Annotated in this window: 22 protein-coding genes; 6 read left to right on the top strand and 16 right to left on the bottom strand. The window is 73.4% G+C overall.

The annotated features are described in order from the left end of the window. Positions 1–6: 6 nt before the first annotated feature. From DBP14_RS29045 to DBP14_RS29035, 3 genes are read right to left on the bottom strand one after another with little or no spacing between them, the layout of a single operon-like run. Complete coding sequence (locus DBP14_RS29045; protein ID WP_129310091.1) at positions 7–786, bottom strand: SseB family protein; 780 nt, start codon at positions 784–786, stop codon at positions 7–9. A 58-nt stretch (positions 787–844) separates the two neighbouring features. Further along, the gene (mycP, locus tag DBP14_RS29040) at positions 845–2,092 is read right to left on the bottom strand and encodes a type VII secretion-associated serine protease mycosin (protein ID WP_129310089.1); all 1,248 of its coding nucleotides are present in this window, start codon (positions 2,090–2,092) and stop codon (positions 845–847) included. Beyond that, positions 2,089–2,835 carry a hypothetical protein gene (locus tag DBP14_RS29035; protein WP_129310087.1) on the bottom strand — a complete coding sequence of 249 codons (747 nt, stop codon included), beginning with the start codon at positions 2,833–2,835 and terminating at the stop codon, positions 2,089–2,091. The genes mycP and DBP14_RS29035 overlap by 4 nt, the downstream gene beginning before the upstream one ends. 1,457 nt (positions 2,836–4,292) lie before the next feature. Here DBP14_RS29035 and DBP14_RS29030 point away from each other — a divergent pair. Further along, a complete protein-coding gene (locus DBP14_RS29030) occupies positions 4,293–5,495 on the top strand; it encodes an amino acid deaminase/aldolase (protein ID WP_129310085.1) in 1,203 nt (400 codons plus the stop codon). 18 nt (positions 5,496–5,513) lie between these two features. On the opposite strand, the gene DBP14_RS29025 is transcribed toward DBP14_RS29030, so the two are convergent. The 3 genes from DBP14_RS29025 to DBP14_RS29015 are packed head-to-tail and all read right to left on the bottom strand — an operon-like array spanning position 5,514 to position 9,054. Continuing rightward, positions 5,514–6,305 carry a 3-oxoacyl-ACP reductase gene (locus tag DBP14_RS29025; protein ID WP_129310083.1) on the bottom strand — a complete coding sequence of 264 codons (792 nt, stop codon included), beginning with the start codon at positions 6,303–6,305 and terminating at the stop codon, positions 5,514–5,516. Beyond that, a complete protein-coding gene (locus tag DBP14_RS29020) occupies positions 6,302–7,675 on the bottom strand; it encodes an aldehyde dehydrogenase family protein (protein WP_129310081.1) in 1,374 nt (457 codons plus the stop codon). Before DBP14_RS29020 ends, DBP14_RS29025 begins: the two co-directional genes overlap by 4 nt. Positions 7,676–7,686: 11 nt before the next feature. Next, positions 7,687–9,054 (bottom strand): glutamine synthetase family protein, encoded by a 1,368-nt coding sequence (locus DBP14_RS29015; protein ID WP_129310079.1) that lies wholly within the window; start codon positions 9,052–9,054, stop codon positions 7,687–7,689. Between the two features lie 84 nt (positions 9,055–9,138). On the opposite strand from DBP14_RS29015, the gene DBP14_RS29010 reads away from it, so the two are divergent. Next, on the top strand, positions 9,139–9,873 hold the full coding sequence (locus DBP14_RS29010) for an FCD domain-containing protein (protein WP_129310077.1): 735 nt from the start codon (positions 9,139–9,141) through the stop codon (positions 9,871–9,873). A 43-nt stretch (positions 9,874–9,916) separates the two neighbouring features. After that, complete coding sequence (locus DBP14_RS29005; RefSeq protein ID WP_129310075.1) at positions 9,917–10,603, top strand: gamma-glutamyl-gamma-aminobutyrate hydrolase family protein; 687 nt, start codon at positions 9,917–9,919, stop codon at positions 10,601–10,603. 418 nt (positions 10,604–11,021) lie between these two features. On the opposite strand, the gene DBP14_RS29000 is transcribed toward DBP14_RS29005, so the two are convergent. From DBP14_RS29000 to DBP14_RS28980, 5 genes are all read right to left on the bottom strand, one after another. Continuing rightward, a complete protein-coding gene (locus DBP14_RS29000) occupies positions 11,022–11,945 on the bottom strand; it encodes a LysR family transcriptional regulator (RefSeq protein WP_129310073.1) in 924 nt (307 codons plus the stop codon). A 23-nt stretch (positions 11,946–11,968) separates the two neighbouring features. Continuing rightward, positions 11,969–12,688, bottom strand: coding sequence for a helical backbone metal receptor (locus DBP14_RS28995; RefSeq protein ID WP_129310071.1), 720 nt, complete (start codon positions 12,686–12,688; stop codon positions 11,969–11,971). Continuing rightward, positions 12,689–13,258 carry an XRE family transcriptional regulator gene (locus tag DBP14_RS28990; protein WP_129310069.1) on the bottom strand — a complete coding sequence of 190 codons (570 nt, stop codon included), beginning with the start codon at positions 13,256–13,258 and terminating at the stop codon, positions 12,689–12,691. Between the two features lie 382 nt (positions 13,259–13,640). Next, positions 13,641–15,455 (bottom strand): ABC transporter permease/substrate binding protein, encoded by a 1,815-nt coding sequence (locus tag DBP14_RS28985; protein WP_129310067.1) that lies wholly within the window; start codon positions 15,453–15,455, stop codon positions 13,641–13,643. Continuing rightward, positions 15,448–16,536 carry a betaine/proline/choline family ABC transporter ATP-binding protein gene (locus DBP14_RS28980; protein WP_129310065.1) on the bottom strand — a complete coding sequence of 363 codons (1,089 nt, stop codon included), beginning with the start codon at positions 16,534–16,536 and terminating at the stop codon, positions 15,448–15,450. The genes DBP14_RS28985 and DBP14_RS28980 overlap by 8 nt, the downstream gene beginning before the upstream one ends. 226 nt (positions 16,537–16,762) lie before the next feature. On the opposite strand from DBP14_RS28980, the gene DBP14_RS28975 reads away from it, so the two are divergent. From DBP14_RS28975 to DBP14_RS28965, 3 genes are all read left to right on the top strand, one after another. Continuing rightward, positions 16,763–17,683 (top strand): 5'-3' exonuclease, encoded by a 921-nt coding sequence (locus DBP14_RS28975; RefSeq protein WP_129310063.1) that lies wholly within the window; start codon positions 16,763–16,765, stop codon positions 17,681–17,683. Between the two features lie 126 nt (positions 17,684–17,809). Further along, positions 17,810–18,655, top strand: a complete 846-nt coding sequence (locus tag DBP14_RS28970; RefSeq protein WP_129310061.1) for a siderophore-interacting protein — start codon at positions 17,810–17,812, stop codon at positions 18,653–18,655. A gap of 50 nt (positions 18,656–18,705) precedes the next feature. Further along, the gene (locus DBP14_RS28965; protein WP_129310059.1) at positions 18,706–19,650 is read left to right on the top strand and encodes an RluA family pseudouridine synthase; all 945 of its coding nucleotides are present in this window, start codon (positions 18,706–18,708) and stop codon (positions 19,648–19,650) included. A gap of 443 nt (positions 19,651–20,093) precedes the next feature. Here DBP14_RS28965 and DBP14_RS28960 read toward each other — a convergent pair whose 3' ends face one another. The 5 genes from DBP14_RS28960 to DBP14_RS28940 are packed head-to-tail and all read right to left on the bottom strand — an operon-like array spanning position 20,094 to position 24,719. Then, positions 20,094–21,593 carry a cytochrome P450 gene (locus DBP14_RS28960; protein WP_129310058.1) on the bottom strand — a complete coding sequence of 500 codons (1,500 nt, stop codon included), beginning with the start codon at positions 21,591–21,593 and terminating at the stop codon, positions 20,094–20,096. A gap of 40 nt (positions 21,594–21,633) precedes the next feature. Continuing rightward, entirely contained in the window at positions 21,634–22,254 is a 621-nt protein-coding gene (locus tag DBP14_RS28955; protein ID WP_129310056.1) for an ATP/GTP-binding protein, read from the bottom strand. After that, the gene (locus tag DBP14_RS28950) at positions 22,235–22,663 is read right to left on the bottom strand and encodes a DUF742 domain-containing protein (protein WP_129310054.1); all 429 of its coding nucleotides are present in this window, start codon (positions 22,661–22,663) and stop codon (positions 22,235–22,237) included. The genes DBP14_RS28955 and DBP14_RS28950 overlap by 20 nt, the downstream gene beginning before the upstream one ends. Then, the gene (locus DBP14_RS28945) at positions 22,660–23,064 is read right to left on the bottom strand and encodes a roadblock/LC7 domain-containing protein (protein WP_129310052.1); all 405 of its coding nucleotides are present in this window, start codon (positions 23,062–23,064) and stop codon (positions 22,660–22,662) included. The genes DBP14_RS28950 and DBP14_RS28945 overlap by 4 nt, the downstream gene beginning before the upstream one ends. Next, the gene (locus DBP14_RS28940) at positions 23,061–24,719 is read right to left on the bottom strand and encodes an ATP-binding protein (RefSeq protein ID WP_129310050.1); all 1,659 of its coding nucleotides are present in this window, start codon (positions 24,717–24,719) and stop codon (positions 23,061–23,063) included. The genes DBP14_RS28945 and DBP14_RS28940 overlap by 4 nt, the downstream gene beginning before the upstream one ends. Between the last annotated feature and the right edge of the window lie 84 nt (positions 24,720–24,803).

Raw genomic sequence — 24,803 nt, 5'->3', positions numbered from 1 at the left:
TCTCTTCTATTTCCGCACGTACAAGGGCTCGCCCGGAGGCGTGGTCCCGGCCGGCAGCAGTGCCAGGTCGAGGCCGCGCACCAGGCGGGCCCGCAGTGTCTCGTCGGCGGCCAGCCGTTCGGCGACCGCGCGGGCGGCCCCGGCGGGCGGGGCGGCCGGGTCCAGGACCAGCGCGAGCGTGCCGTCTGCCTGACCGGGGCCGAGGTGGGCGCGCAGCACGGCCGGCTCGGCGGCCACGGCGGCGCGGACGGCGGCCACGACGGCCGGGTCGGCGAGCGGGTCCGTGGTCGTACGGCCCTCGGCGAGGGCGAGCAGCGCCGGGCCGGTCAGTTCGAACGGCACCGGACCCGCGAGGTCCAGCACCACCGTGTCCGCCTTCTCGTGCGCGGCCGCCTGCAGCGCCTGGTGCAGCGGTACGGCGACGGGCCGGGCCGCCGGATCCCAGCGGGCGAGGGAGTCGGTCGAGGTGAAGGCGGGCAGCGCGGTGCGCCCGCCGGCCTTCAGCGTCGGAACGGCCATGTCGCTGCTCTTCTCGCGGCGCAGCCCGCCCTCCCGTCGCCCACCGCCACCCTTCGAAAGAGCTTCGCGCCCCTCTTGACTGTCCTCCTCGACCTCCCCCAGGACCGCTACGACCGGGACCAGCAGTCGCGCGCCCTTGAGGGCCTCCAGGACCGGCGCGACGGCGGTGCGATCCCCGGCCCAGGCGGCGAGCGCGGCGCTCAGCCGGGGGTCGGCGGTGCCGTCGTCGTCGGAGAAGCCGGAGTCGGGAATGTTCTTGTTCGCCACGGTCACCGACCCTATCGGGGGCGGCGGCCGGGGGCCGGTCCGGGCCCTGACCGACGGCTCAGCGGAACTCGCCGTACTCCTCCGGCCGGCGTTCGCGGCTCCGCCACAGCACGACGCCGGCGATCAGCAGGACCCCGCCGGCGCCTCCCGCGAGAGGGGCCGCCCACGCGGAGGTGCCGGCGGTGTCCTTGGGGGTGTCGGGGCCGGGGCCGAAGTACTTCTCGCCGTACGAGGTCACCTCCAGGCCCTCCGGTTTGAGCCGGGCGGCGGCCTTCAGCGCGGCGGCCGGGTCGACGAGGCCGAAGCCGCGGGAGTCGTCCCGGCCGCCGACGGGAGAGTTGCGGGCCGTGTCCTCCAGGAGCTTCTTGATCTGGGCCGGTGTCAGGTCCGGGTGGACGGCCTTGATGAGGGCGACCGTGCCGGAGACGAAGGCGGAGGCGGCGGAGGTGCCCCAGCCCTCGTAGTACTTGTGGTCGGGGTCGGCGATGACGACGTCCACGCCGGGCGCGCTGACCGTGGCGTACCAGCGGCGGGTGGAGAACGAGGCGCGGGTGCCGTAGCGGTCGACGGCGGTGGCGGCGATGACGCCCGGGTAGGCGGCCGGGTAGGAGACGTGGTCGCCCTTGTCGCCGCCGTTGCCGGCGGAGGCGACGACGACCACTCCCTTCTTGAGGGCGTACTGGACGGCCTCGTCCTCGCCGGCCTCGGGGTGGGCGGAGCTGGAGTCGTCGCCGAGGGAGAGGTTGATGACGTCGGCGCCGTGGTCGGCGGCCCAGCGGATGCCGTCGGCGAGGGCGTTGCCCCGGCTGGTGCGGGCCTTGCCGCGGGCGGGGTCGCCGTCCTCCAGGATGACCCGCACGGGCAGGATCTTCGCCTCGGGGGCGATGCCGATGACGCCGGCGGTACGGCCGGGTCCGTGGCCGTGCCCGGCGATGATCCCGGCCATCGCGGTGCCGTGCCGGGCCCAGCTCCGGTCGCCGGGCTCGGCGCCGAAGCCGATCATGTCCTTGCCCGGCAGGACGTTGCCGGCCAGGTCGGGGTGATCGGCCTCGACGCCGGTGTCCAGGACGGCGACGGTGACGCCCTTGCCCCGCGTGACGCGCCAGGCCTGCGCGGTGTGCAGCGCGGACAGGCCCCACTGCTGGGCGCGGATGCCGTCGGCGTGGGCGGTGGCGGCGGGCAGCAGGACGAGGGAGCCGGCCAGGAGAAGGCTCGTGAGCGCCGAGCCGGTGGTGACCGTCCGGCGCCGGCGGCGGACCGGTCGCGCAAACGGTCGCGGGGCCGGTCGCGGGAACGTTCGCGTCATGAGGGCTTCTCCGTGGCGGCGCCCGCGGTCTGCCGCAGCCGGCGTGCGACGCGGTCGGCCAGGCCCTGCGCCTCGTTGCCGAGGCCGGCCTGGGCGGGGGCCGAGGTGGCGCCGGCGCGGGTGGCGTCGGCGGCGGGCTGGGGCGTATTGACGGTGCGGCCGTCGGCCCAGCCGGACACGGAGAAGGCGACGACGGGGACGTCGGTGAGGACGGAGATGGTCCAGGAGGCCCGCTGCGCGTCGCCGAAACCGGCCGCCACGGTGCCCTTGGCGGCGTACGGCCGGGGCAGCAGGTCGGTACGGCTGCTCAGGTGCTCGTCCCGGAAGCGCTTGGCGAGCCCGGACATGGCGGCCGGGTCGGCCTTGGTGAACAGCAGGCCGACGGTGGTCACGTAGCTCTCGGTGGCGTCGGTGTAGGTGGCGCGCAGCAGCCGGCGGCAGCCCACGGGGGCGAGGGCCTTGCGCAGCAGCGGGTCGAAGGCGTGGGCGCAGCCGGAGTCCGGGGCCACGGCGATCCGGGTCCAGGTGCGGTCGGCTCCGCCGGGGCCGGCGCCGGTGCCGTCGACGGTGGGCGGGAACAGCTGGTCGACCGGCTCGCTGTGCCACAGGCTGTCGGCGGCGGTGAACCGGTCACGCGCCGCCCCTCCGCCGTCGCCGGCGAGCCAGCTCCCGGTGACGGCACCGCCGATGAGCCCCAGCCCGAGGACGGCACAGGCGGCCGCGGCGGCGGCCCGTGGACGCACCCGCCGCCGCACCCCCTCAGGTTCGGCAAAGGTCACGACAGGCCGCACGGCAGCACCCCAGGAGTGCGCCGGATCGGGCGCCGGCGCCGAGGTGACGGGGCGAGCGGACGCGCCCGCACTCCAGCCGCCACCGCGCGGGGGCGCCGGCTCGGCAGCTCCGCGGGAAGCGGACGTGGCAACACGGGCGGCGGAAGCGGTGTCAGGTGCGGCGGGAATCGGCCGCAGCCGGGCGGTCGTCTCCACGGGAGACTCCGCCGGCGCGGCCGACCGACTCTGCGCCTCCGGCCTGCCCGGGACCCGAGGTGCGGTGGGTGTGCCAACTCCCGTCGGCCGCCTGAGTTCCGGTCCGGGCCGGGTTCCCGCGCGCGCGGGCCCGTCGAGGCCGTCGCGCCGGGCCTGCCCGCCGGCACCGCCTTGGCGGGACTCCCCCGGCCGGTGGCCCGGACGGGGCGGCACGCCTGGGGTGCTGTCGTCCGCGCGCGTACCGGGGCGGCGCTGCGGGCGCGGCGGTACGGCCGTCCCGGCGCCGCCCTCCCGGCGTGCCTGCGTGCGTGGCGCGTCGACGTCGCCCGTGCCCGGCGGTGCGTCGGGGAAGCGGGCCGAGGCCGGGGGCGGAGGCGGGGTCCGGCGGCTGTCCGGGGCGGGTGTGGGCCGTAGCCGGGGGAACCGGGTCCCGGCGGGGGCGGAAGGCTCCGCCGGGGGCGTCAGCCCGGGCAGGCTCTGCCCAGGGCGGGACGAGCGCGGAGTGAAGACCGAGAACTCCTCGTCGGAGCCGGCCTCGACGCGGGCGGGCTCGGAGGTCGAGCGCCCGTTCTCCGCACGCGGCCGCTCGACCCGCCCAGCGGTGCCGCTCGCCGGGTAGTCCCCGTCAGCAGGACCCGTCGTACCTCCGGTCGGGCCGGTCGGCGAAACGTTCACGTCGGGCCGGCCGGCCATGCGCGCAGTGGGGCCGGGCGGCGGGGCGTGACCGTCGGCCGGGCCACCCGGACGGGCGGGCGGGCCGGTCGGTGAAACGTTCACGTCGGCGCGGCCGGTCGTGCGTGCCGTGGGGTCGGGGGCCGGGTGCGGCGGGCGATCGAGGGGGTGGTCCGGATCCGGGCCGGGCTCGGGGGGCAGGCCGGGAACGGGGGGGTGGGGTGGGCGTGGGGGGACCGGGGCGCGGCGCGCTTCCGTGCTCATGCACCCCCCGTTTCCTCGTGCCCGGGCCGAACTTCGCGTACGCGGGCCGTGCTGGTCGCCGGCCGGCCCGGTGCGGTCGTTTCCGCTCCCGGGCACGCATACCCGTACGGCCGGACCGGCATCCCGGTTCAGGTGACGCGGCCGCAAGCGTTCGGCCGTACGCGTGCGCGTCACTCTACGGGTTGTCCGGGACGGAGAGAGAACCAGTCGGCAGGCCCGGGGCATCTGCCCGGAACGTCCCCCTACCCTGCGGTAATACTCTCTGGCAGGCTTCCGTCATGACTGCGCGCGCCGCCGACCGGGCCCGTTACGACCGGGCCACCGCCCATCTCGACGCCCCTCTCGCGATCGTGGACCTCGACGCCTTCGACGCCAACGCGGACGACCTGGTCCGCCGCGCGGGCGGCAAGCCCGTCCGGGTCGCCAGCAAGTCCGTGCGCTGCCGGGCCCTGCTGGAACGCGCCCTGGCCAGGGACGGCTTCCGGGGCGTCATGTCGTTCACGCTGGCCGAGTCCCTGTGGCTCGCCCGCTCCGGGTTCGACGACATCCTGCTGGCCTACCCCTCCGCCGACCGTTCCGGCTTCGCCGAGCTGGCCGCCGATCCCAAGCTCGCCTCCGCCGTGACCGTGATGGTCGACGACGTCGCGCACCTGGACCTCATCGACGCGGCACGCGACGGCGGGCGTGAGGACGTCCGGGTCTGTCTGGAACTGGACACGGCGCTGAAGCTGTTCGGCGGCCGGGTCCGGGTGGGGGCTCGGCGGTCGCCGCTGCACTCCCCCGCGCAGCTTGCCGAGCTGGCCCGGGCCGTGGTCCGGCGGCCGGGCTTCCGGCTGGTGGGGATCATGGCGTACGAGGGGCATGTCGCCGGCGTCGGGGACGCGGTCGCCGGACGGCCGCTGCGCTCGCGGGCGATCCGGCTGATGCAGGCCGCCGCCCGGCGGGAACTCGCCGAGCGGCGGGCCGCGGTGGTGCGGGCCGTCCGTGCCGTGGCGCCGGACCTGGAGTTCGTCAACGGCGGCGGCACGGGCAGTGTGCAGCACACGGCGGCCGAGGACGCCGTCACGGAGATCGCCGCCGGGTCGGGGCTGTACGTGCCGCGCCTGTTCGACAACTACACGTCGTTCACCGGCCGTCCGGCCGCCCTCTTCGCGCAGCCCGTCGTCCGGCGGCCGGGGGTCGGGATCGTCACGGTGCTCGGCGGCGGCTACCCGGCCTCCGGTGCCGCCGGCCCCGACCGGCTGCCGGTGCCGTACCTGCCCGAGGGGCTGAGGTACGACCCGCAGGAGGGCCCCGGTGAGGTGCAGACCCCGCTGCTCGGCTCCCCCGCCGACGATCTGCTGATCGGCGACAAGGTGTGGTTCCGGCACGCGAAGGCGGGCGAGCTGTGCGAGCGGTTCGAGACGCTGCACCTGGTCGGGGGCGACGCGGTGACGGCGGCCGTGCCGACGTACCGCGGTGAGGGGCACACCTTCCTCTGACCGGCGGACGCAAGCGCCCTACAGCGGGGTCACGTACGCGCCCGAGATCCCCCCGTCCACCAGGAAGTCGGTCGCGTTGACGAACGAGGAGTCGTCGCTGGCGAGGAAGGCGACGGCGGCGGCGATCTCCTCGGCCTCGGCGAACCGGCCGACCGGGATGTGCACGAGCCGGCGCGCGGCCCGCTCGGGGTCCTTCGCGAACAGCTCCCGCAGCAGTGGGGTGTTGACCGGCCCGGGGCACAGCGCGTTCACGCGGATGCCCTCCCGCGCGAACTGCACGCCCAGTTCGCGGGACATGGCGAGGACTCCGCCTTTGGACGCGGTGTACGAGATCTGGGAGGTGGCCGCGCCCATCCGGGCCACGAAGGACGCCGTGTTGATGATGGAGCCCTTGCCCTGGCGGCGCATGTAGGGGATGGCGGCCTTGCAGCACAGGTAGACGGAGGTCAGGTTGACCTCCTGGACGCGCTTCCACGCCTCCAGACCGGTGTCCAGGATGGAGTCGTCGTCGGGCGGGGAGATGCCGGCGTTGTTGAAGGCGACGTCGACGCTGCCGTAGGTGTCGTACGCCGCCTGGAACAGCGCCTCGACCTGCTCGGGGTCGGTGACGTCGGTCTTCACGAAGAGCCCGCCGGTCTCCTCGGCGGCGGCCTTGCCGCGGGGCTCGTCGACGTCGGCGCAGACGACGTGCGCGCCCTCGGAGGCGAGCCGGCGTGCGGCGGCGAGGCCGATGCCGCTGCCGGCTCCGGTGACGACGGCGGTACGGCCGGCCAGGCGGCGGCAGATGATGTCGGTGTCGGAAGAGGTCACAGTGCGGGGCCCTCCGTGCTGATGAAGACGTTCTTGGTCTCGGTGAAGGCGGTCAGGGCGTCGGGGCCGAGTTCGCGGCCGAGGCCGGACTGCTTGAAGCCGCCGAACGGGGTGGAGTAGCGCACGCTGGAATGGGAGTTGACGGACAGGTTGCCCGCCCGGACGGCCCGGGAGACGCGCAGGGCGCGGCCCAGGTCGCGGGTCCACAGGGAGCCGGCCAGCCCGTAGGGGGTGTCGTTGGCGAGGCGGATCGCGTCGTCCTCGTCGGTGAAGGGGAGCAGGACGGCGACGGGCCCGAAGATCTCCTCGCAAGCGGCCGCGCTGTCCGGCCGTTCGCCGGTGAGCACGGTCGGCGGGAACCAGAAGCCGGGTCCGTCGGGGGCGCTGCCGCGCAGGGCGGGGGCGTCGTCGGGGACGTAGGACCGGACGCGGTCGAGCTGCCTGCGGGAGATCAGCGGGCCCATCTGGGTCTTCTCGTCGGCCGGGTCGCCGACCACGACGGCGGCCAGCGCGTCGGCGAGGACGGCGCGGGCCTCGTCGTAGACGGACTCCTGGACGAGGATGCGGGTGCGGGCGCAGCAGTCCTGGCCGGAGTTGTCCAGGAAGGAGAACGGGTCGAGGGCGGCGTCGAGGTCGGCGTCGGCGAACACCACGTTGGGGCTCTTGCCGCCGAGTTCGAGGGTGACCGGTTTGACCTGCCGGGCGCAGCGTTCCATGGCCTCGCGGCCGGTGCGGGTGGAGCCGGTGAACACGATCTTGGCGACGGCAGGGTGGTCGACGAGGGCGCGCCCGGCGATGTGGCCGTGTCCGGGCAGGACCTGGAAGAGGTGCTCGGGCAGGCCCGCTTCGAGGGCGAGTCCGGCCAGGCGCAGGGCGGTCAGCGGGGTCGTCTCGGCGGGTTTGAGGACGACCGCGTTGCCGGCCGCGAGCGCCGGGAAGGTACCCCAGGCGGCGATCGGCATCGGGAAGTTCCAGGGCGCGATCACGCCGACGACACCGAGGGGTTCGAGGAAGGTGACGTCCCAGCCGCCGGGGACCGGGATCTGCTTGCCGAGGAGGCGTTCGGCGCCGCCGGCCGCGTAGAGCAGCAGGTCGCGGGCGTTGCCGGCCTCCCAGCGGGCGCCCGCGACGGTGTGCCCGGCCTCGCGGACCTCCAGCTGGGCCAGTTCCTCGACGTGGACGTCGACGGCGTCGGCGAAGCGGCGCAGCAGCCGGGCCCGGTCGGCGGGGGCGAGGGCCGCCCAGGCCGTCTGGGCGCGGGCGGCCCGTACGACGGCGGCGTCCACGTCCTCGGGAGCAGCGGCGGGGACGATGGCGACGACCTCCTCCGTGGCGGGGTTGAGGACCTTCAACTCGTCGGCTGCGGACACGGATCGGCCCCTCACAGGCGTTCGAAGGAGCGGCGCAGCTCCCAGTCGGTGATGGCGGAGTCGAAGGCGGCGAGTTCGACGCGGGCCATGTTCCGGTAGTGGTCGACGACCTCGTCGCCGAAGGCCGCCCGGGCGGTCTCGCTGCTCTCCCACAGCTCGGCGGCCTCGCGCAGGGTGGCGGGCACGTGGGCGAAGTCCGCGGTGTAGGCGTTGCCGGTGCAGGGCTCGGGCAGCTGGAGTTTGTGCTCGATGCCGTGGAGGCCGGCCGCGACCATGCCGGCGACGGCGAGGTACGGGTTGACGTCACCGCCGGGCAGCCGGTTCTCGAAGCGCAGGGAGCGGCCGTGGCCGACGACGCGCAGGGCGCAGGTCCGGTTGTCGTGGCCCCAGGCGACGGCGGTGGGGGCGAACGAGCCGGACTGGAACCGCTTGTAGGAGTTGATGGTGGGGGCGTAGAGCAGGGCGAAGTCGCGCAGGGCGGCGAGCTGTCCGGCGAGGAAGTGCCGCATGACCTCGGACATGCCGTGCGGGCCGTCCGGGCCGGGCATCGCGCTGGTCCCGTCGGCGTCGGCCAGGGAGAGGTGGATGTGGCAGGAGTTGCCCTCGCGCTCGTTGTACTTGGCCATGAAGGTGAGGGAGACGCCTTCCTGGGCGGCGATCTCCTTGGCGCCGGTCTTGTACAGGGCGTGCTGGTCGCAGGTGACGAGGGCCTCGTCGTAGCGGAACACGATCTCGTGCTGGCCGGGGTTGCACTCGCCCTTGGCGGACTCGACGGTGAGGCCGGCGCCGGCCATGTCGTTGCGGATCCGGCGCAGCAGCGGCTCGATGCGGCCGGTGCCGAGGATCGAGTAGTCGATGTTGTACTGGTTGGCCGGGGTCAGGCCGCGGTAGTTCGCGTCCCAGGCCTGCTCGTAGCTGTCCCTGAAGACGATGAACTCCAGCTCGGTGCCGGCTTGTGCGGTGTAGCCGAGTGCGGCGAGGCGCTCCAGTTGGCGGCGCAGGATCTGGCGTGGGGCCTCGGTGACCGGTGAGCCGTCCTCCCAGGCCAGGTCGGCCAGCAGCAGGGCGGTGCCGGGGTGCCAGGGGACGCGGCGCAGGGTGGCGGGGTCGGGGTGCAGGGCGAAGTCGCCGTAGCCGCGGTCCCAGGAGGACATGGCGTAGCCGTCGACGGTGTTCATGTCGGTGTCGACGGCGAGGAGGTAGTTGCAGCCCTCGGTGCCGTGGTGCAGGACCTCGTCGAGGAAGAAGCGGGCGGCGAACCGCTTGCCCTGGAGCCGGCCCTGCATGTCCGGGAAGGCCAGGACGACGGTGTCGATCTCACCGCCGGCGACGAGGGTGTGCAGCTCCTCAACGCTCAGCGGGGGTGTGCGGTCTGCCACGGGAGAGCCTCCTTGGGCTTCTTCGGCGTCTTCGCTGCGCATAAGGTATTGCCTCGGACCATTGCCGGGAAGGGGGCACGGCCCATGTCGCGGGACGGGACTTCGAGGCCGGCCGATCGGCTCGCCGCCGTGCTGCGGCCGGTGCGCGCGGGCAACGGCTTCGAGGAGGCGCTGGAGCAGATCCTCCAGGTCGTACGGCTGGGTCTGGTGCCCGGCGGCGAGCGGCTGCCGGCCGAGCGGGAGCTGGCCGAGCGGCTGGGGGTCAGCCGGGTGACGCTGCGCGAGGTGCTGAAGGTCCTCCAGGAGCAGGGGCTGGTCGAGGCCCGGCGTGGGCGGTACGGCGGAACGTTTGTCCTGCGGCGCGCGGACGGGGGCGGTCAGGACGAGCTACGGCGGCGGATCGCCTCGGTCGACATCGAGGATGTGCTGCGGTTCCGCGAGGTGCTGGAGGTGGGCGCGGCCGGGCTGTGTGCTTCGCACGGGCTGGACGAGGGGCAGGCGTCGCGGCTGCGGGCCGCGCTGGACCGCACGCGGGACGCTCCGCTCGGCGAGTACCGGCGCCTGGACACCCTTTTGCACCTCACCCTGGCCGAGCTGTGCGGGTCGCCGTCGCTGACCGCGCGGTACGCGGCGGTCCGGGCCACGGTGAACGACCTGCTCGACTGCATCCCGCTGCTGGTACGCAACCTGGAGCACTCGCAGCGCCAGCACGCCGCGCTGGTCGAGGCGGTGCTGGACGGGGACGCGGACGGTGCGCGGGAGACGATGCGGGAACACTGCGCGGGCACGGCGGCGCTGCTGCGGGGCTTCCTCGCCTGAGCGCACTCTGCAAAGGTGTAGGTGTGTACCTTTGGGAGGCAGGGTGGGCGCACGACCGCTGATCGGTGTCAGCACCTATCTGGAGACCGCGGCGCGCTGGGGCGTGTGGGAGCTGGAGGCGGCGCTGCTGCCGGCCGGGTACCCGCGGCTGGTGCAGCGGGCCGGCGGGCTGGCCGTGATGCTGCCGCCCGACGACCCCGGGCACGCGGCGGCGACGGTGGCCCGGCTGGACGGGCTGGTGATCGCCGGCGGCCCGGACGTGGACCCGGCGTGCTACGGCGCGGAGCGCTCGCCGCGCACGGGGCCGCCGGCGCGGGAGCGGGACGCGTGGGAACTCGCCCTCATCCGGGCCGCGTTGGAGACCGGGGTGCCGCTGCTGGGGGTCTGCCGGGGCATGCAGCTGCTGAACGTGGCGTGCGGGGGCACGCTGGTCCAGCACCTGGAGGGGCACGCGGAGGTCGTCGGCGTGTTCGGCGGGCACGCGGTGAAGCCGGTGCCGGGGACGCTGTACGCGGGTGCGGTGCCGGAGGAGACGGTGGTACCGACGTACCACCACCAGGCGGTGGAGCGGCTCGGCAGGGGCCTGGTACCGGCGGCGCACGCGGCGGACGGCACGATCGAGGCGATCGAACTGCCGTCGGCTCGGGGGTGGGTGCTGGGGGTGCAGTGGCATCCGGAGATGGGGGATGACGGGCGGGTCATGAGTGCGCTGGTCGCCGCCACGGGCTGAACGGGCCGACGCCGTCGGGGGTGCGGTGCGCCGTGGCTTGTCGCGCAGTTCCCCGCGCCCCTGAGGAGGTTGCCGTGCCGTCGGCCGTGAAAGCGCCCTAGGGTCCGCTCCGTTGGGGGGCGGTGGTGACGCCGACGCGGGAGCGTCGTGGCCGATCGCGCAGTTCCCCGCGCCCCTGAGGGGGGTTGCGGCGCCGCCGGTTGCGAAGGCGCCCTCGCCTGTGACAGCCGGCAGCACTGCCACCCCCCAGGGGCGCGGGGAACTGCGCGACAAGCCACAGCGCACCCGCACCTCACCCCTGGGTCAGCGAGAGCAATGCCCCCGCCGGTGACAGCCGGCAGCACTGCCACCCCCCAGGGGCGCGGGGAACTGCGCGATCAGCCACGACGGAGCCGCACCCGGCATACGACCCGCACCCTCATCCCTGGGTCAGCGAGAGCAGTTCCCTTGCTGGGCCCGTGGGGCGGTGGCCTGTGGGCCAGACTGCTCTGAGGTCGCGGCGTAGGAGGATGCCTTCTACGGGGATGCGGACCAGGCGCCGCGTCGCCAGTTCCTCGCCGACGGCGAGCTCGCTGAGGACGGAGGGGCCCGCCCCGCTGACCGCCGACGCCTTCACCGCCGTCGTGGAGGAGAGTTCGATCAGCGGGCGGGCCAGCCCGCCGAGCGCCGCGTCCAGGACCTGCCGGGTTCCGGACCCGCGTTCGCGGAGAATCAGCGGAGTGGCCGCGAGTTCCTCGGGGGTCACGGGGCGCCGGCGCCGCGTCCACGGATGGCCGGGGGACGTGACGACGATCAGCCGGTCGTGGGCGATCACCGTGGCGTCGAGCCCGGCCGGGACCGAGAGCCCCTCGACGAAGCCGAGGTCGGCCTCGTCGGCGAGCAGCAGTTCCGCGACCTTCGCCGAGTTCCCCGCGAGCAGCGACACCGCCGTGTCGGGGCGTTCGGCGTGGAGCGCCAGGAGCCACCCGGGCAGCAGGTACTCCGCGATCGTCATGCTCGCCGCGACCCGCAGCCGGGAGTCCCGCCGGTCCCGCAGCGCCTGCGCGCCCGCATCGAAGACGGCCGCCGCCTCCACGATCCGCCGCGCCCAGTCGGTGACCAGGGCGCCCGCGTCCGTGAGCCGGGAGCCGCGCGGTGAGCGGTCGACGAGGGCGACGCCCAACTGCCGTTCCATGGAGCGGATACGGCTGCTGGCGGCCGGCTGGGTGATGCCGACCTCCCGGGCCGCCGCCCCGAGGCTGCCCAGCCGGGCCACGGCCAGCAGCAGCTCCAGCGCACCGAGGTCCGGCACCCGGTGCGCCAGCGAGCCCGCGCCCGCGACCCTGTAGTCGTCGTCGCTCATAAGACCAGCTTATGTCGCGCCGTTCAGCGGCCGGCCGCCCGCAGGGCCTCGGACAGGACGCGGGGCGCCTCGGTGAGCGAGGGGCCGTACCAGGTCAGGTGCCGCCCGCTGACAAGAGCACAGCTCAGACCGGGGAAGGCTTCCGGGCCGTCGTCCGCGGTGAAGGCGTAGGGCTCGTCGGGCAGGACGACGAGGTCCGGGGCCGCCGCGACCAGTTCGGGCAGGGGCACGCGGGGGTAGCGCTCGGCGTGGGACGCGTGCAGGTGGTCCACGCCGAGGCGGGCCAGCACGTCACCCGCGAAGGTGTCCCGGCCGAGGACCATCCAGGGGCGGCGCCAGATCGGTACGACCGCTGTCCTGCGCTCCGTCGGTGCGGGCAGCGCGGTCCAGGCGGCCTCGGCCCGGTCCAGCCACCGCGGCCGTACCGGCGCACCGCACGCCGTCAGCACCCGGTCGAGTTCGGTGAACGCCTGCGGCACGGTCCGCACCTCGGTGACGAGGACCTCCCGGCCCGCCGCGCGCAGGGCGTCGAGGTCGGGGGCGCGGTTCTCCTCCTCGTTCGCCAGCACCAGGTCGGGGGCGAGGGCGGCGATCCGCTCCACGTCCGGGTTCTTGGTGCCGCCGACGCGGACGACGTCCAGGCCGGCCGGATGGCCGCACCAGTCGGTGGCGCCGACGAGGACGCCCGGCAAAGACACCGCGACGGCCTCCGTCAGGGAGGGCACCAGGGAGACGACCCGCATCTACCGCGTCCGGTCCTTGACCGCCTCGATGTGCTCGGCGACCGCCACCACGATCACCCGCGTGTCGGGGACGGTGGCCCGCCAGCGGTGGCGCACCCCACCGGTCAGGTACAGGGTGTCGCCGCGACCGAGGCGGTACGCGCGGCCCTCGGCCTCGATCTCCACCGCTCCGTCGGCGACGTACATCAGCTCGTCGTTGCGGTGCTGGAACTCGCGGCCCGCGTCGTGGTCGCCGGTGAACTCGGAGGCGTGCAACTGGTGGTGGCCCCGCACCAGGGAGCGGAACCGGGGGGAGAAGTCGCCCTCGGCGGACTCGGCGCGGACGACGTCCACGCTGGCCGCGGGGTCGGCGGCGGCGAGGAGTTCCACGGCCGTGGTGCGCAGGGCGTCGGCGAGCTTCTCCAGGGAGCCGCGGCTCGGGCGGGCCTTGTCGTTCTCGACCTGGCTGAGGAAGGGCACGGAGAGACCGCTGCGCTCGGCCACCACGGCGAGGGTCAGCTCCAGCGCGCGCCGGCGCCGCCGGACGGCCGCGCCCACCCGCACCGACTGCTGCTCCTTGTGGTCGCCCATCGCTCTCGGTTCCCTCCTTCACCCGTCGTGCCGCGCCCCGGGTGCCCCGGTCCGGTGGCACCCCTTCTGATGAGTTGTCTGCACCCTACGCATGTTCGGCAAACCGTTTCAGGTGCCTGCCACATCCCTGACACGTCCGGCGGCCGGACCCCCACGGTTCGCGCCAGTGCCGTACGGCCGACGCCTACACCGTATGCCCCCTGCTTCAGCGCGCGCACGGGCACGCGTGTTCCCACCGGGCCGGGGGCGATGGCGCTCCGTGGTTGGCCGGATCCTTACGGTAGGCGCGGCATCCGGGGATGCCGCGAGGGGTGGGCACTGCCGCGTCCTGACGGACGTACGGCGGTGCCCACCCCTCGGGTGGCGGTCCGGGACGGTCAGGTCACCCGGCCGCCTGGCTCGTGCTGCCGTCCTTGGCGACGGGGGCCCACTTGTCGGCGAGGCCCGGGTGCTGCTTCAGCCAGGTCCGTACGGCGTCCTGCTCCTTGCCCTTGCCGGACTTCTGGATCTGCGCCTCCAGACCGGTGAGCTGCTTCTCGGTCATCGAGAAGTTCTTCAGCCAGGTGCCGACCTCGGGGTTGTCGGCGGCGAAGCCCTTGCGGGCGATGGTGTGCACGCCGTCGCCCTCGCCCCAGGCGCCCTTGGGGTCCTTGAGCTTCTTCAGGTCGTAGTCGCTGTACGCCCAGTGCGGCGACCAGAGGGTGACGACGACCGGCTTCTTCTTGTCGTAGGCGCGCTTCAGCTCGGTCAGCATCGCCGGGGTCGAGCCGTCGATGACCTGGAGGTCGCCCTGGAGGCCGTACTCCTTGAGAACCTTGGTCTTGAGCAGGCCCATCATGCCGGCGCTGGGCTCGATGCCGATGATCTTGCCGTCGAACTCGGAGGCGTGGGTCTTGAGGTCCGCGAGGGAGTTCACGTCCTTCACGTAGGAGGGGACGGTCAGCTCCAGGGAGGTCGGGCCGTACCACTTGCCGAGGTCGTCGAGCCGCTTGCCGTACTTCTTCCAGTATTCGGCGTGCGTGGTGGGCAGCCAGGAGTCCGTCTGGAAGTCGAGCTGGCCGGTGGCGAGGCCGGTGTAGAGGGGACCGGCCGCGTACTGGGTCGTGGTGACCTTGAAGCCGCGCTCCTCCAGGAGTTCCTTCCACAGGAAGGTGGAGGCGATGCCCTCGTCCCAGGGGATGTAGCCGATCTTGATCTCCTTGCCCTTGCCGACGTTCGTGCCGGAGGCCTCGGAGGTGCCGGAGGAGGAGCCGAAGACGCCCATGCCGCCCGCGACGAGCGCGAGGACGACGACGCCGACGACGGCGACCGCCGGGCGCGGCCGGTACGACCAGACGGTCGGGCGGACCTTCGCGGTGGCCCGGCGGCCCAGCGGGGAGAGCCGGGTGCCCAGCGCGCCGGTCACCCGGTCCAGGTAGATGGCGAGGACGACGATGGCCACGCCCGCCTCGAAGCCGTAGCCGATGTCGACCTGGCCGATGGCCTCGTTGACGGCGCCGCCCAGGCCGCCGGTGCCGACCATGCCGGCGATGACCACCATGGACAGGCCCAGCATGATCACCTGGTTGACGCCGGCCATGATGGTCGGCAGGGCGAGGGGCAGCTGGACGCGCCACAGGATGTTGCGCGGGGTGGTGCCGAACGCCTCGGCGGCCTCGACCAGTTCGGGGTCGACCTGGCGGATGCCCAGCTCGGTCATGCGGACGCCGGGGGCGAACGCGAAGATCAGGGTGGCCACGACGCCGGGGGCGGTACCGAGGCCGAAGAACAGCATGGCCGGGATCAGCAGGACCATCGACGGCATCGTCTGGAGCAGGTCCAGGACGGGCCGTACGACGGCGCTGACGGTCTTCGAGCGGGCCGCCCAGATGCCCAGCGGTATGGAGAAGACCAGGGCGATGACGGTGGCGACGAGGACGAGCGCCAGCGTCGACATGGCCTTGTCCCACAGGTCCAGCGAGTCGATCAGCGCGAACCCGGCGAAGGCCAGGACGCCGGCGACGAGCCCGCGCAGCCACCAGGCGAGCACCGCCAGGATGCCGGCGAGCAGCAGCGGGGCGGGCGCGGCGAGGACCGTGTCGATGCCGTTGTACATGCCCTCCATGACGGCCTTGATGGCGTCGAAGAGCCAGGACAGGTGGTCGACCAGCCAGTTGACACCGGAGTCGACCCAGTCGCCGAGGTGCAGCCTAGGCACGGGAGATCACCTTCTTCACCTGGTCGCCCCCGGGGTTGTCGCAGGCGGCGGGCTCGCCCTGTTCGTCGCCGAGGAAGCCGACCAGGCGCCGGCGCGGCACGACGCCGACGAGCGTGCGGCCCTCGTCGAGGACGGCCACGGGGTGCGTCAGGCGGGCGCTGATCGCGCACAGCTCCGCGAAGGGGGTCTCCGGGGTGGCGGTCTCGCAGCCGCAGTCCGCCTCGTCGCCGCGCACGTCGGTGTCCATGACGGCACCGGCCGTCAGCACGCGGGAGCGGTCGACGTCCTGGATGAAGGACGCCACGTAGTCGCCCTCGGGGCGCAGCAGGATGTCCTCGGCGGTGCCGGTCTGGACGATGCGTCCGTCGCGCATGACGGCGATGCGGTCGCCCAGGCGCATGGCCTCGTTGAGGTCGTGGGTGATGAAGACGATGGTCTTCCTCAGCGTCTTCTGCAGTTCCAGGAGCTGGTCCTGCATGTCGCGCCGGATCAGCGGGTCCAGGGCGCTGAAGGACTCGTCCATCAGCAGCACGTCGGCGTCGGTGGCCAGCGCGCGGGCCAGGCCCACGCGCTGCTGCATGCCGCCGGACAGCTCGTCGGGCCAGGACTTCTCCCAGCCGGCCAGGCCGCACAGGGCGAGCGCCTCGTCGGCGCGGCGTACGCGCTCGGCGCGGGGCACGCCCTGCACTTCCAGGCCGTAGGCAGCGTTGTCACGGACGCTGCGGTGCGGGAAGAGCGCGAAGTGCTGGAAGACCATGCTGATCTTCTTGGAGCGCAGCGCCCGCAGGTCGCGGTCGCTGAGCGCGGTCAGGTCCTCGCCGTCGTAGCGGACCTGGCCGGCGGTCGGCTCCAGCAGGCCGTTGAGCATCCGCAGCAGCGTGGACTTGCCGGATCCCGACAGGCCCATGACCACGAAGATCTCTCCGGCCGCCACGTCGAAGGAGGCGTCGATGACGGCGGCGGTCGTGCCGTCGGCGCGCAGTTCCTCCCGGTCGGCGCCCTGTCTCAGGCGGTCCACCGCCTCGTCCGGTCGTCTGCCGAACACCTTGTACAGGTGCTCGGCCGCAAGCCTCGCTGACACGCGTACCTCTCGTCCCCACGGCAACAGAAACGGAGCGATCGGGCCGCAAAAACAGTTGAAAGTGCAACCGAGACCGCTCCGAGGCGGCGCCTGCCCAGACGACCCCAGGCCAAACGCACGAGTGACTGACTTCACACCGGGTTCACAGCGCGGGCGCGGGGCAGCGCGGGCGGCGGCGCGTTTCGGTGCGGCCGTCGGTGTCGGTGCCGTACGGCATGATGCGAGCGTGACCGGACATCTCATGCTCCTCGACACCGCCTCGCTGTACTTCCGCGCCTACTTCGGCGTCCCCGATTCCGTGAAGGCCCCGGACGGCACGCCGGTGAACGCCGTGCGCGGGCTGCTCGACTTCATCGACCGGCTGGTCAAGGACCACCGGCCGGAGCGGCTGGTCGCCTGCATGGACGCGGACTGGCGGCCGCAGTGGCGGGTCGACCTCATCCCGACCTACAAGGCGCACCGGGTGGCCGAGGAGCACGAGGGCGTACCGGACGAGGAGGAGGTGCCCGACACGCTCTCCCCGCAGGTGCCCGTCATCGAGGCGGTGCTGGACGCGCTCGGCATCGCCCGCGTGGGCGTCGCGGGGTACGAGGCGGACGACGTGATCGGCACGTTCACCGCTCGCGCGGACGGCCCCGTCGACATCGTCACCGGCGACCGCGACCTGTACCAGCTGGTGGACGACGAGCGCGGGATCCGTGTGCTGTACCCGCTCAAGGGCGTGGGCACGCTGCAGCTCACCGACGAGGCCGTGCTGCGCGAGAAGTATGGGGTCGACGGCAGGGGGTACGCGGATCTGGCGCTGCTGCGCGGCGACCCGAGCGACGGACTGCCGGGCGTGCCCGGGATCGGCGAGAAGACGGCCGCCAAGCTGCTCGCCGAGTTCGGCGACCTGGCCGGGATCATGGCGGCGGTCGACGACCCGCGGGCCAAGCTCACGCCGTCGCAGCGCAAGCGGCTCACCGAGTCACGCCCGTACGTGGCGGTGGCCCCCACGGTGGTGCGGGTGGCGGGCGACGTGCCGCTGCCGGACGTCGACACCGTGCTGCCGCGCGGGCCGCGCGACCCGGCGGGGCTGGAGGCGCTGGCTGCGCGCTGGGGCCTGGGCGGTTCGCTGCAACGGCTGCTGACGACGCTCGGAGCGTGATCTCCCCTGGATGATCATTACTGGAATATTCCGGTAAGCGGCGCCCCGGGCCCGCCGAGCACGAGGTGTCCTCTGGAAGCGGATGGTAACTTAGGTAAACCTAACCAATTCTTGCAGGAGGTCGTGATGGCAGAGCGTCCGGGACGAAAGCCGCGCAAGACCCATACTGCCCGAGTGGTGCGCACCGAGCGGCTGACCCCGCACATGCGGCGCGTGGTGCTCGGCGGTGAGGGGCTGGCCGGTTTCGCGGCGGACACCTGCACCGACCACTATGTGAAGCTGCTGTTCGGCCCGGCGGGCGTCACCTACCCGGAACCCTTCGACCTGGAGGGGATCCGCGCCGAGTTCCCGCGCGAGCAGTGGCCCGTCACGCGGACGTACACGGTGCGTGCGTGGGACCCCGAACAGCGTGAGCTCACCCTGGACTTCGTGGTGCACGGCGACGAGGGGCTGGCCGGCCCCTGGGCGGGCCGCGTGCAGCCCGGAGAAACGGTCCGCTTCATGGGTCCCGGCGGCGCCTACGCCCCCGATCCCGCCGCCGACTGGCATCTGCTCGCCGGTGACGAGAGCGCGCTGCCCGCCATCGCCCGCGCCCTGGAGACCCTGCCGCCCGGCGCCCGCGCGCACGCCTTCGTGGAGGTGTCCGGCCCCGAGGAGGAGCAGAAGATCGACTCCGACGTGGACGTCGTCTGGCTGCACCGCGGCGAGCGCCCGGTAGGCGAGGCCCTGCTCGCGGCCGTACGGTCCCTGCACTTCCCGCAGGGCCGCCCGCAGGCGTTCGTCCACGGCGAGGCCGGCTTCGTCAAGGAACTGCGCCGCCTGCTCCGCGTCGAGCGCGGGATCCCGCGCGAGGACCTCTCCATCTCCGGCTACTGGCGCCTCGGCCACAACGAGGACGGCTGGCAGGCGTCCAAGCGGGAGTGGAACGCCCGCATCGAGCAGGAGCAGGAGGGCGCGACGGCGGCCGCGTGAGGTCGTCCGCGCAGGGGCAGGCCGGTTTCCGGGCCGTACGCTGGACCGCGATGAGACGCCGTACGCCGCCACCGCCCTCGCCGCTCCCCCAGCGGCACGGGGTCGACGCCGTGCGGGTACGGCTGCCGGCCGACGGGGCCTGGGCCACCGTGCGGGAGCATCTGGTGGAACGGCTGACCGGGGCCGGGCCTGGCGCGGTGGAGGCCCTGTTCGCGGCGGGGCGTATCGTGGCGGCCGACGGGCGGCCGGTGGCACCGGACGCGCCGTACGAGCCGGGCGCGTTCGTGTGGTTCCACCGGGAGCTGCCCGCGGAGGTACCGGTGCCGTTCCCGGTCCGCGTGGTCTACCAGGACGAGCACATCGTGGTGGCCGACAAGCCGCACTTCCTCGCCACGACCCCGCGCGGCTCCCATGTCACCCAGACCGCGCTGGCCCGGCTGCGGCACGAACTGGGCCTTCCGGCACTGGGCGCGGCACACCGACTGGACCGGCTCACCGCCGGGCTGGTGCTGTTCACCGTGCGGCCCGAGGAACGCGGCGCGTACCAGACGCTGTTCCGGGACCGGGCGGTGCGCAAGGAGTACGAGGCCGTCGCGCCGTACGACCCCTCGCTCGGCCTGCCCCGGACCGTGCGCAGCCGGATCGTGAAGGAGCGGGGGGTGCTGGCCGCGCGGGAGGTGCCGGGTGAGCCGAACGCGCTGACGCACGTGACACCGGCCGGGCACCGCGACGGGCTGGGCCGCTACCGCCTGGTCCCGGAGACCGGCCAGACCCATCAGCTCCGGGTCCATCTCAACTCGCTCGGCATCCCCATCCTCGGCGACCCCCTCTACCCCGAGGTCGCCCCACCCGTCCCGCCCGACGACTTCCGCCGCCCCCTCCAACTCCTCGCCCGCACCCTGCAGTTCACCGACCCGATCACCGGCCGCCCCCACCACTTCACCAGCACCCGCACACTCCAGGCCTGGGCCTCACCGGAGGAGTGGAGGGGGTGAGCCGAGGCCGACCGGGTAGCCCGCGGCCTGCTCAGCCCGGCGAACGGGTCACGCCCTGAAGCCCGACAGCCCGCAGCGTCTGCCCGGCCAGCGGACAGCGCGGTGGGCCGCCGGCTTGCTCAGACTGGCGGACAGCCCGCCGACCCGAAGTCCGATAGCCCGTGGCCCCACTCAAACGGGCGAACGCCCCAGCCCGCATCCCAGCTGCCCAGCTGGGTGTGCCCAGACCGGGGGCCCGGTAGCCGCAGGCCCGCTCAGGCCGACGGTCGGCCCGCCGTCCCCCGAGCCCGTTCAAGACGACGGGCGGCGGTCCGCCAGGCCCGAAGGCCCGGCAACCCGTAGGGCCTGCCCAGGCTGGCAAGCCCCTCCTCGGCACGGACGCCGGCAACGCGGGCTGGCCCGGGTGTGCGCCCCTTGCCCCCGGCGTCCCGAGCCGGTGTCCGTTACTCGCCCCGCCACCACCGCAGCAGGCGGCGCCACATGCCCTGGCGGGGGGTGGGCGGGGACGGTTGTGTGACGGGTTCGGGGGTGGGGGGGAGGTGGGGCGGCGGGGCGACGGGGGTGGGTGGCTGGTCTGCGGGGAGGGTGCCGATGTGCCAGGTGGGGCGGGGGGGCTGGAGGGGGGAGGCGCTCGGGGGGCGGGAGACGTCCTGCTGCGGCTTCGGCTCGAAGCGGACCGGCAGCGCCACCAGGTGCCGGGAGGCGATGGAGGACCGCCACTCCAAGTCCTCCTCCAGGCAGTCCAGATGGACGTCCGGGAGCCGCATCAGCAGCGCGTCCACGCCGACGTCGGCGATGGCGCGGCCGATGTCCTGGCCGGGGCACTCGTGCGGGCCGCCGCCGAAGGACAGGTGGGAGCGGTTGCCCTGCATCCCGGCCGACAGGTCGGGCCGTACCCGGGGGTCGACGTTGCCGGGGGCCGGCGCGAACAGCAGCCCGTCCCCCTTGCGGATGCGCTGCCCGCCCAGCTCGGTGTCCTGCTTGGCGAAGTACCCGAAGACCGTGCTGAACGGCGGCTCGTCCCACAGGGACTGCTCGATGGCCTCCGGCACGGTCATCTGCCCGCCGTTGAGCTGGGCGCGGAAGCCCGGCTCGGTGAGGACCATCCGCAGCGCGTTGGCGAGGAGGTTGGTGGTCGCCTCGTAGGCCGCGAACAGCACGACCCGCAGGTGCTCCCGCACCTCGTCGTCGCTCAGCCCCGCCGGGTGCGTGACCAGGTAGCTGGTGAAGTCGTCCTCGGGCCGGGTCCGGCGCCGGGTGGTGAGCCGGCTCAGCGCGTCCATGACGTAGGCGTGGCTCTGCAGCGCGGTCTCGCTGCCCTTGAGCGCGTCACGGGCGGCCTGCACCATCCGGTCGTTGTACTCCTCGGGCATGCCGAGGATCTCGCACATCACGGCCATCGGCAGGTGCTCGGCGAACTGGGAGACCAGCTCGGCGCGGCCCCGCTCGCAGAAGCTGTTGACGAGGGCCTGGGTGGACCGGCCGATGCTGCGCCGCATGCCCCGGTGGTCGATGGTCGACATGGCGCCGGTGACGGCCGCCCGCAGCCGCTGGTGCTCGTCGCCCTCGGCGTGCGAGCAGATGGGCTGCCAGGCGATGTGCGGCATGAGCGGGTGGTCGGGCTTGACCATGCCGTCCAGCAGCGGCGTCCAGATGCGGCTGTCCCGCGTGAACACCGAGGGGCTGCGCACCAGGTCCAGGTTCTCGGCGTGCCCGAGGACCACCCACATCGGTACGTCGTCGTGCAGCAGCACGGGCGCCACGGTGCCGTGCTCCTCCCGCAGCCGCTCGTAGAGATCGCCGAGATCGTCGGCGTCGGCGCCGTAGAGCCGGTGCAGTCCCCCGGGGCCCTGGCCGTGTGCCGGGCAGCCGGGCGGCGGTGCCGGGGCCGGGATCGGGGCGGTGTCGTGGGTGCCGGTGAGGGGGCGGTGTTCTGGCGTCACAGTGGTCGCTCCGGAAGCGATGGGTGGGGGAGGATGCGGGTCAGGTGAGGGCGCCGCTCATGGCGAGGGAGTGCAGGAAGCGCATCAGGGTCATCAGCACGTCCTTGCTGGAGGCCCGGCGCCGTACGTCGCACTCGACGATCGGGATGTCGGCGGCCAGGTCGAGCGCGGTGCGCAGCTCGTCCAGCGGGTAACGGGGCCCGTCGGGGAAGGAGTTGACGGCGACGACGAAGGGCACGCCGCGTTCCTCCAGCCGGCCCATGACGTCGAAGCTGACTTCCAGGCGCCGGGTGTCGACGAGGACGACCGCGCCGAGCGCGCCCTCGAACAGCCCGTTCCACAGGAACCAGAAGCGCTCCTGGCCGGGGGTGCCGAAGAGGTAGAGCACCAGCTTCTCGGTGATGCTGATGCGCCCGAAGTCCATGGCCACGGTGGTGGCCGTCTTCGTGTCGGAGCCGTAGTTGTCGTCGATGCCGATACCGGCCTGGGTCATGGTCTCCTCGGTGGTCAGCGGCCTGATCTCGCTGACCGACCCGACCATGGTGGTCTTGCCGACGCCGAAGCCGCCCACGATCACGAGTTTCACCGCGGTCTGCGCCGTCTGCGGCAGATGGTCCTCGGTGCGTGGGCCGGGGAGGGTGTCAGAGCCGTTGAAGTCCATGCATCACCGCTTCGAGAAGGGATCGGTCGGCGACCGCCCGCCGGATGATCGGGGCGCGCGCCTGCACCAGTTCGGCCGTGATCAGCTCGGTGATCAGTACGGTCATCGCGCTGAACGGCAGCTTCAGATAGGCCGAGAGCTCGGCGACGGACAGGGGGGCGGTACAGAGCCGGAGCAGCGCGGTCTGCTCGGGGCCGGCGGACGGCGGGGGCGCGGACCGCGCGACGATCAGGGTCACCAGGTCCAGTTCGGCCCGTCCGCCGTCGCCGGATCCGGCGATGATGTACAGCCGTTCGAGATCCTTGCCGCCCTCGCCGTCCCCCTCGCCGTCCGCCGGTTCGGGGGGCGGCGCCGGCGGGGGCGGCGGCAACGGTGTGGGTTGGCGCCGTTTGCGTCGTGGAGCGGTCATACGGTCTGCCCGTTCCTCCGGGGCGGACTGGTGAGATGGGCGCCGATCCGGACGACGAGGTCGCGCATCATGCTGCTCATCCGGCCCGGTTCGCAGGTCACGTCGGCGAGCACGGCGAGGTAGGCGTTGGCGCCGGCGTTCATGAGGTAGAAGTAGCCGCCCTCGATCTCGATGACGACGACCTTCATGTCGCCGGCGCCGGGGATCTCCTGGATGATGGCGCCGGCCAGGCTCTGTACGCCGGCGCAGGCGGCGGCCACCCGGTCGGCGGCGTCGGGGTCGCCGCCGTAGCGGGCGATGCGCAGTCCGTCGGCGGAGAGGACCACGATCATCTCGATGCCCGGGACTCCGTCGTTGAGCTGCTTGAGCAGCCAGTCGAAGTTGCCTCGCTGCTGGATCACTTGAGGTCCCCCTCGTCGTCGGCCATGGTGGGGTCGGCCGCGTCGTCGATCAGGTGCAGGTACTTGGTCGGGTTCAGCGTGAAGTCGGTCAGTTCGGAGGCCGTGGCGTCCTCGGGCATGCCCTTCCTCAGGCCGTTCCAGAAGTCCTCCATCCACATGCCGGGCGGCCGTTCCCTCAGCTTCTTCAGCTCGGGGTCCATCTCCGGGTCGGGTTCCGGCTCGCGTGTGGTCTGCGACCAGATGGTGGGCCTGCCCTCCCGCTCGGCGCGGTCGATGGCGGCCTGTTCGGCGACCCGCTGGGTGTAGGAGGTCTTGACCCGGCTGCGGCGCTGCGGCAGCCCGCCCGCCGTCCACTCGGTGACCTCGGGAACGTCGTCCTCCATGGAGATCCCGGCGGGGATGCGGGGGCTGGTGGGGCGGCGCTTCTTGGGCGGGCGCTTCGGGCCCTCGACGGCGCCGAGTTCGGGCTGGGGCACGCCGGTGGCGCCGATGCCGTGGGCGACGCCGACACCGGGTTCGGTGGTCGTCATCACGCGGGGTACGACGAGGATGGCGCGGACGCCGCCGTAGGCGGAGGCGCGCAGGGCGACCTCCATGTCGTAGGCGGAGCAGAGGCGGCCGACGACGGCGAGGCCGAGGCGGGGGTTCTCCCCCAGGTTCTGGGTGTCGTTGCCTGCCTTGGCCGCCTCCAGGGCGCCCTCGATCCTGGCGCGTGACTCCTCGTTCAGGCTGACGCCGGCGTCCTCGATCTCGATGGCGACACCGGTCTGCACCTCGGTCGCGGTGACGTGGACCTTGGTCTGCGGCGGCGAGTAGCGGGTGGCGTTGTCGAGCAGTTCGGCCAGGGCGTGCAGGATCGGCTCGACGCAGGTGCCCTTGATGTTCATGTGGACGATGGAGTTCAGCTCGATGCGCTTGTACTCCAGGATCCGGGACATGGCGCCGCGCAGCACGCTGTAGAGCGAGACGGGCAGGGGCCACTGCCGGCCGGGGCGGCCGCCGCCGAGGACGGTGATGGTGTCGGCGAGGCGGCCGATCAGGGCGGTGCCGTGGTCGATGCGCAGGAGGTCGTCGAAGACCTCGGGGTTGCGGCCGTGGTCCTCCTCCATTTCCCGGAGTTCGTGGGCCTGCTGGTGGACGATGGCCTGGACGCGCCGGGCGACGCTCACGAAGGACCGCTCCGTGGCGTCGCGCATGGAGATCTCCTGGTCGACCTCGCGTACGGCACGGCGGACGAGTTCGCGCTGCGACTCGGGGACGTGGCGCAGTTCGGGGTCGAGTTCGAAGACGCGGTGCATGGCGCCGCGCACCGATTCGCCGCCGCGCAGCCAGCCGACGGCGGTGGGCAGGATCTCGGTGCCGAGGCGGACGATCTCCTCGTCGTGGGCGGCGAGGCGGCGCTCCAGATACGCGGTGTGACGGGCGTGCTCGGCCTGTGCCTCCCGGAGTCTGCGTCCGCGTCGGACGACCTCGTACGCCGTGAGCAGCACCAGCACCGTGGCGACGGCCCCGCACACGCCGACGGCGACCCGGGCCGCGGGCGCCACCAGGGCGGCGGCGCCGCCGCTCGCGCCGGCCATCACTATGGCCGGCGGCAACAGCACACGTGCATAGGGACGTTCACGGCGACCGGGCGGCTTCTGAACACTCACCATGGATGCCTTCTGAGACGAATCGGCTGGGTGTCGGGGGAGCTTTCGAGGGGAAGGTTCATGGAACTGTCGGGATCAACTGCGTGT

Origin of the sequence: Streptomyces sp. L2, from assembly GCF_004124325.1 — a bacterium.
In the GTDB taxonomy this organism is placed as follows: domain Bacteria; phylum Actinomycetota; class Actinomycetes; order Streptomycetales; family Streptomycetaceae; genus Streptomyces.
This window is presented reverse-complemented; position numbering and strand designations above follow the sequence as displayed.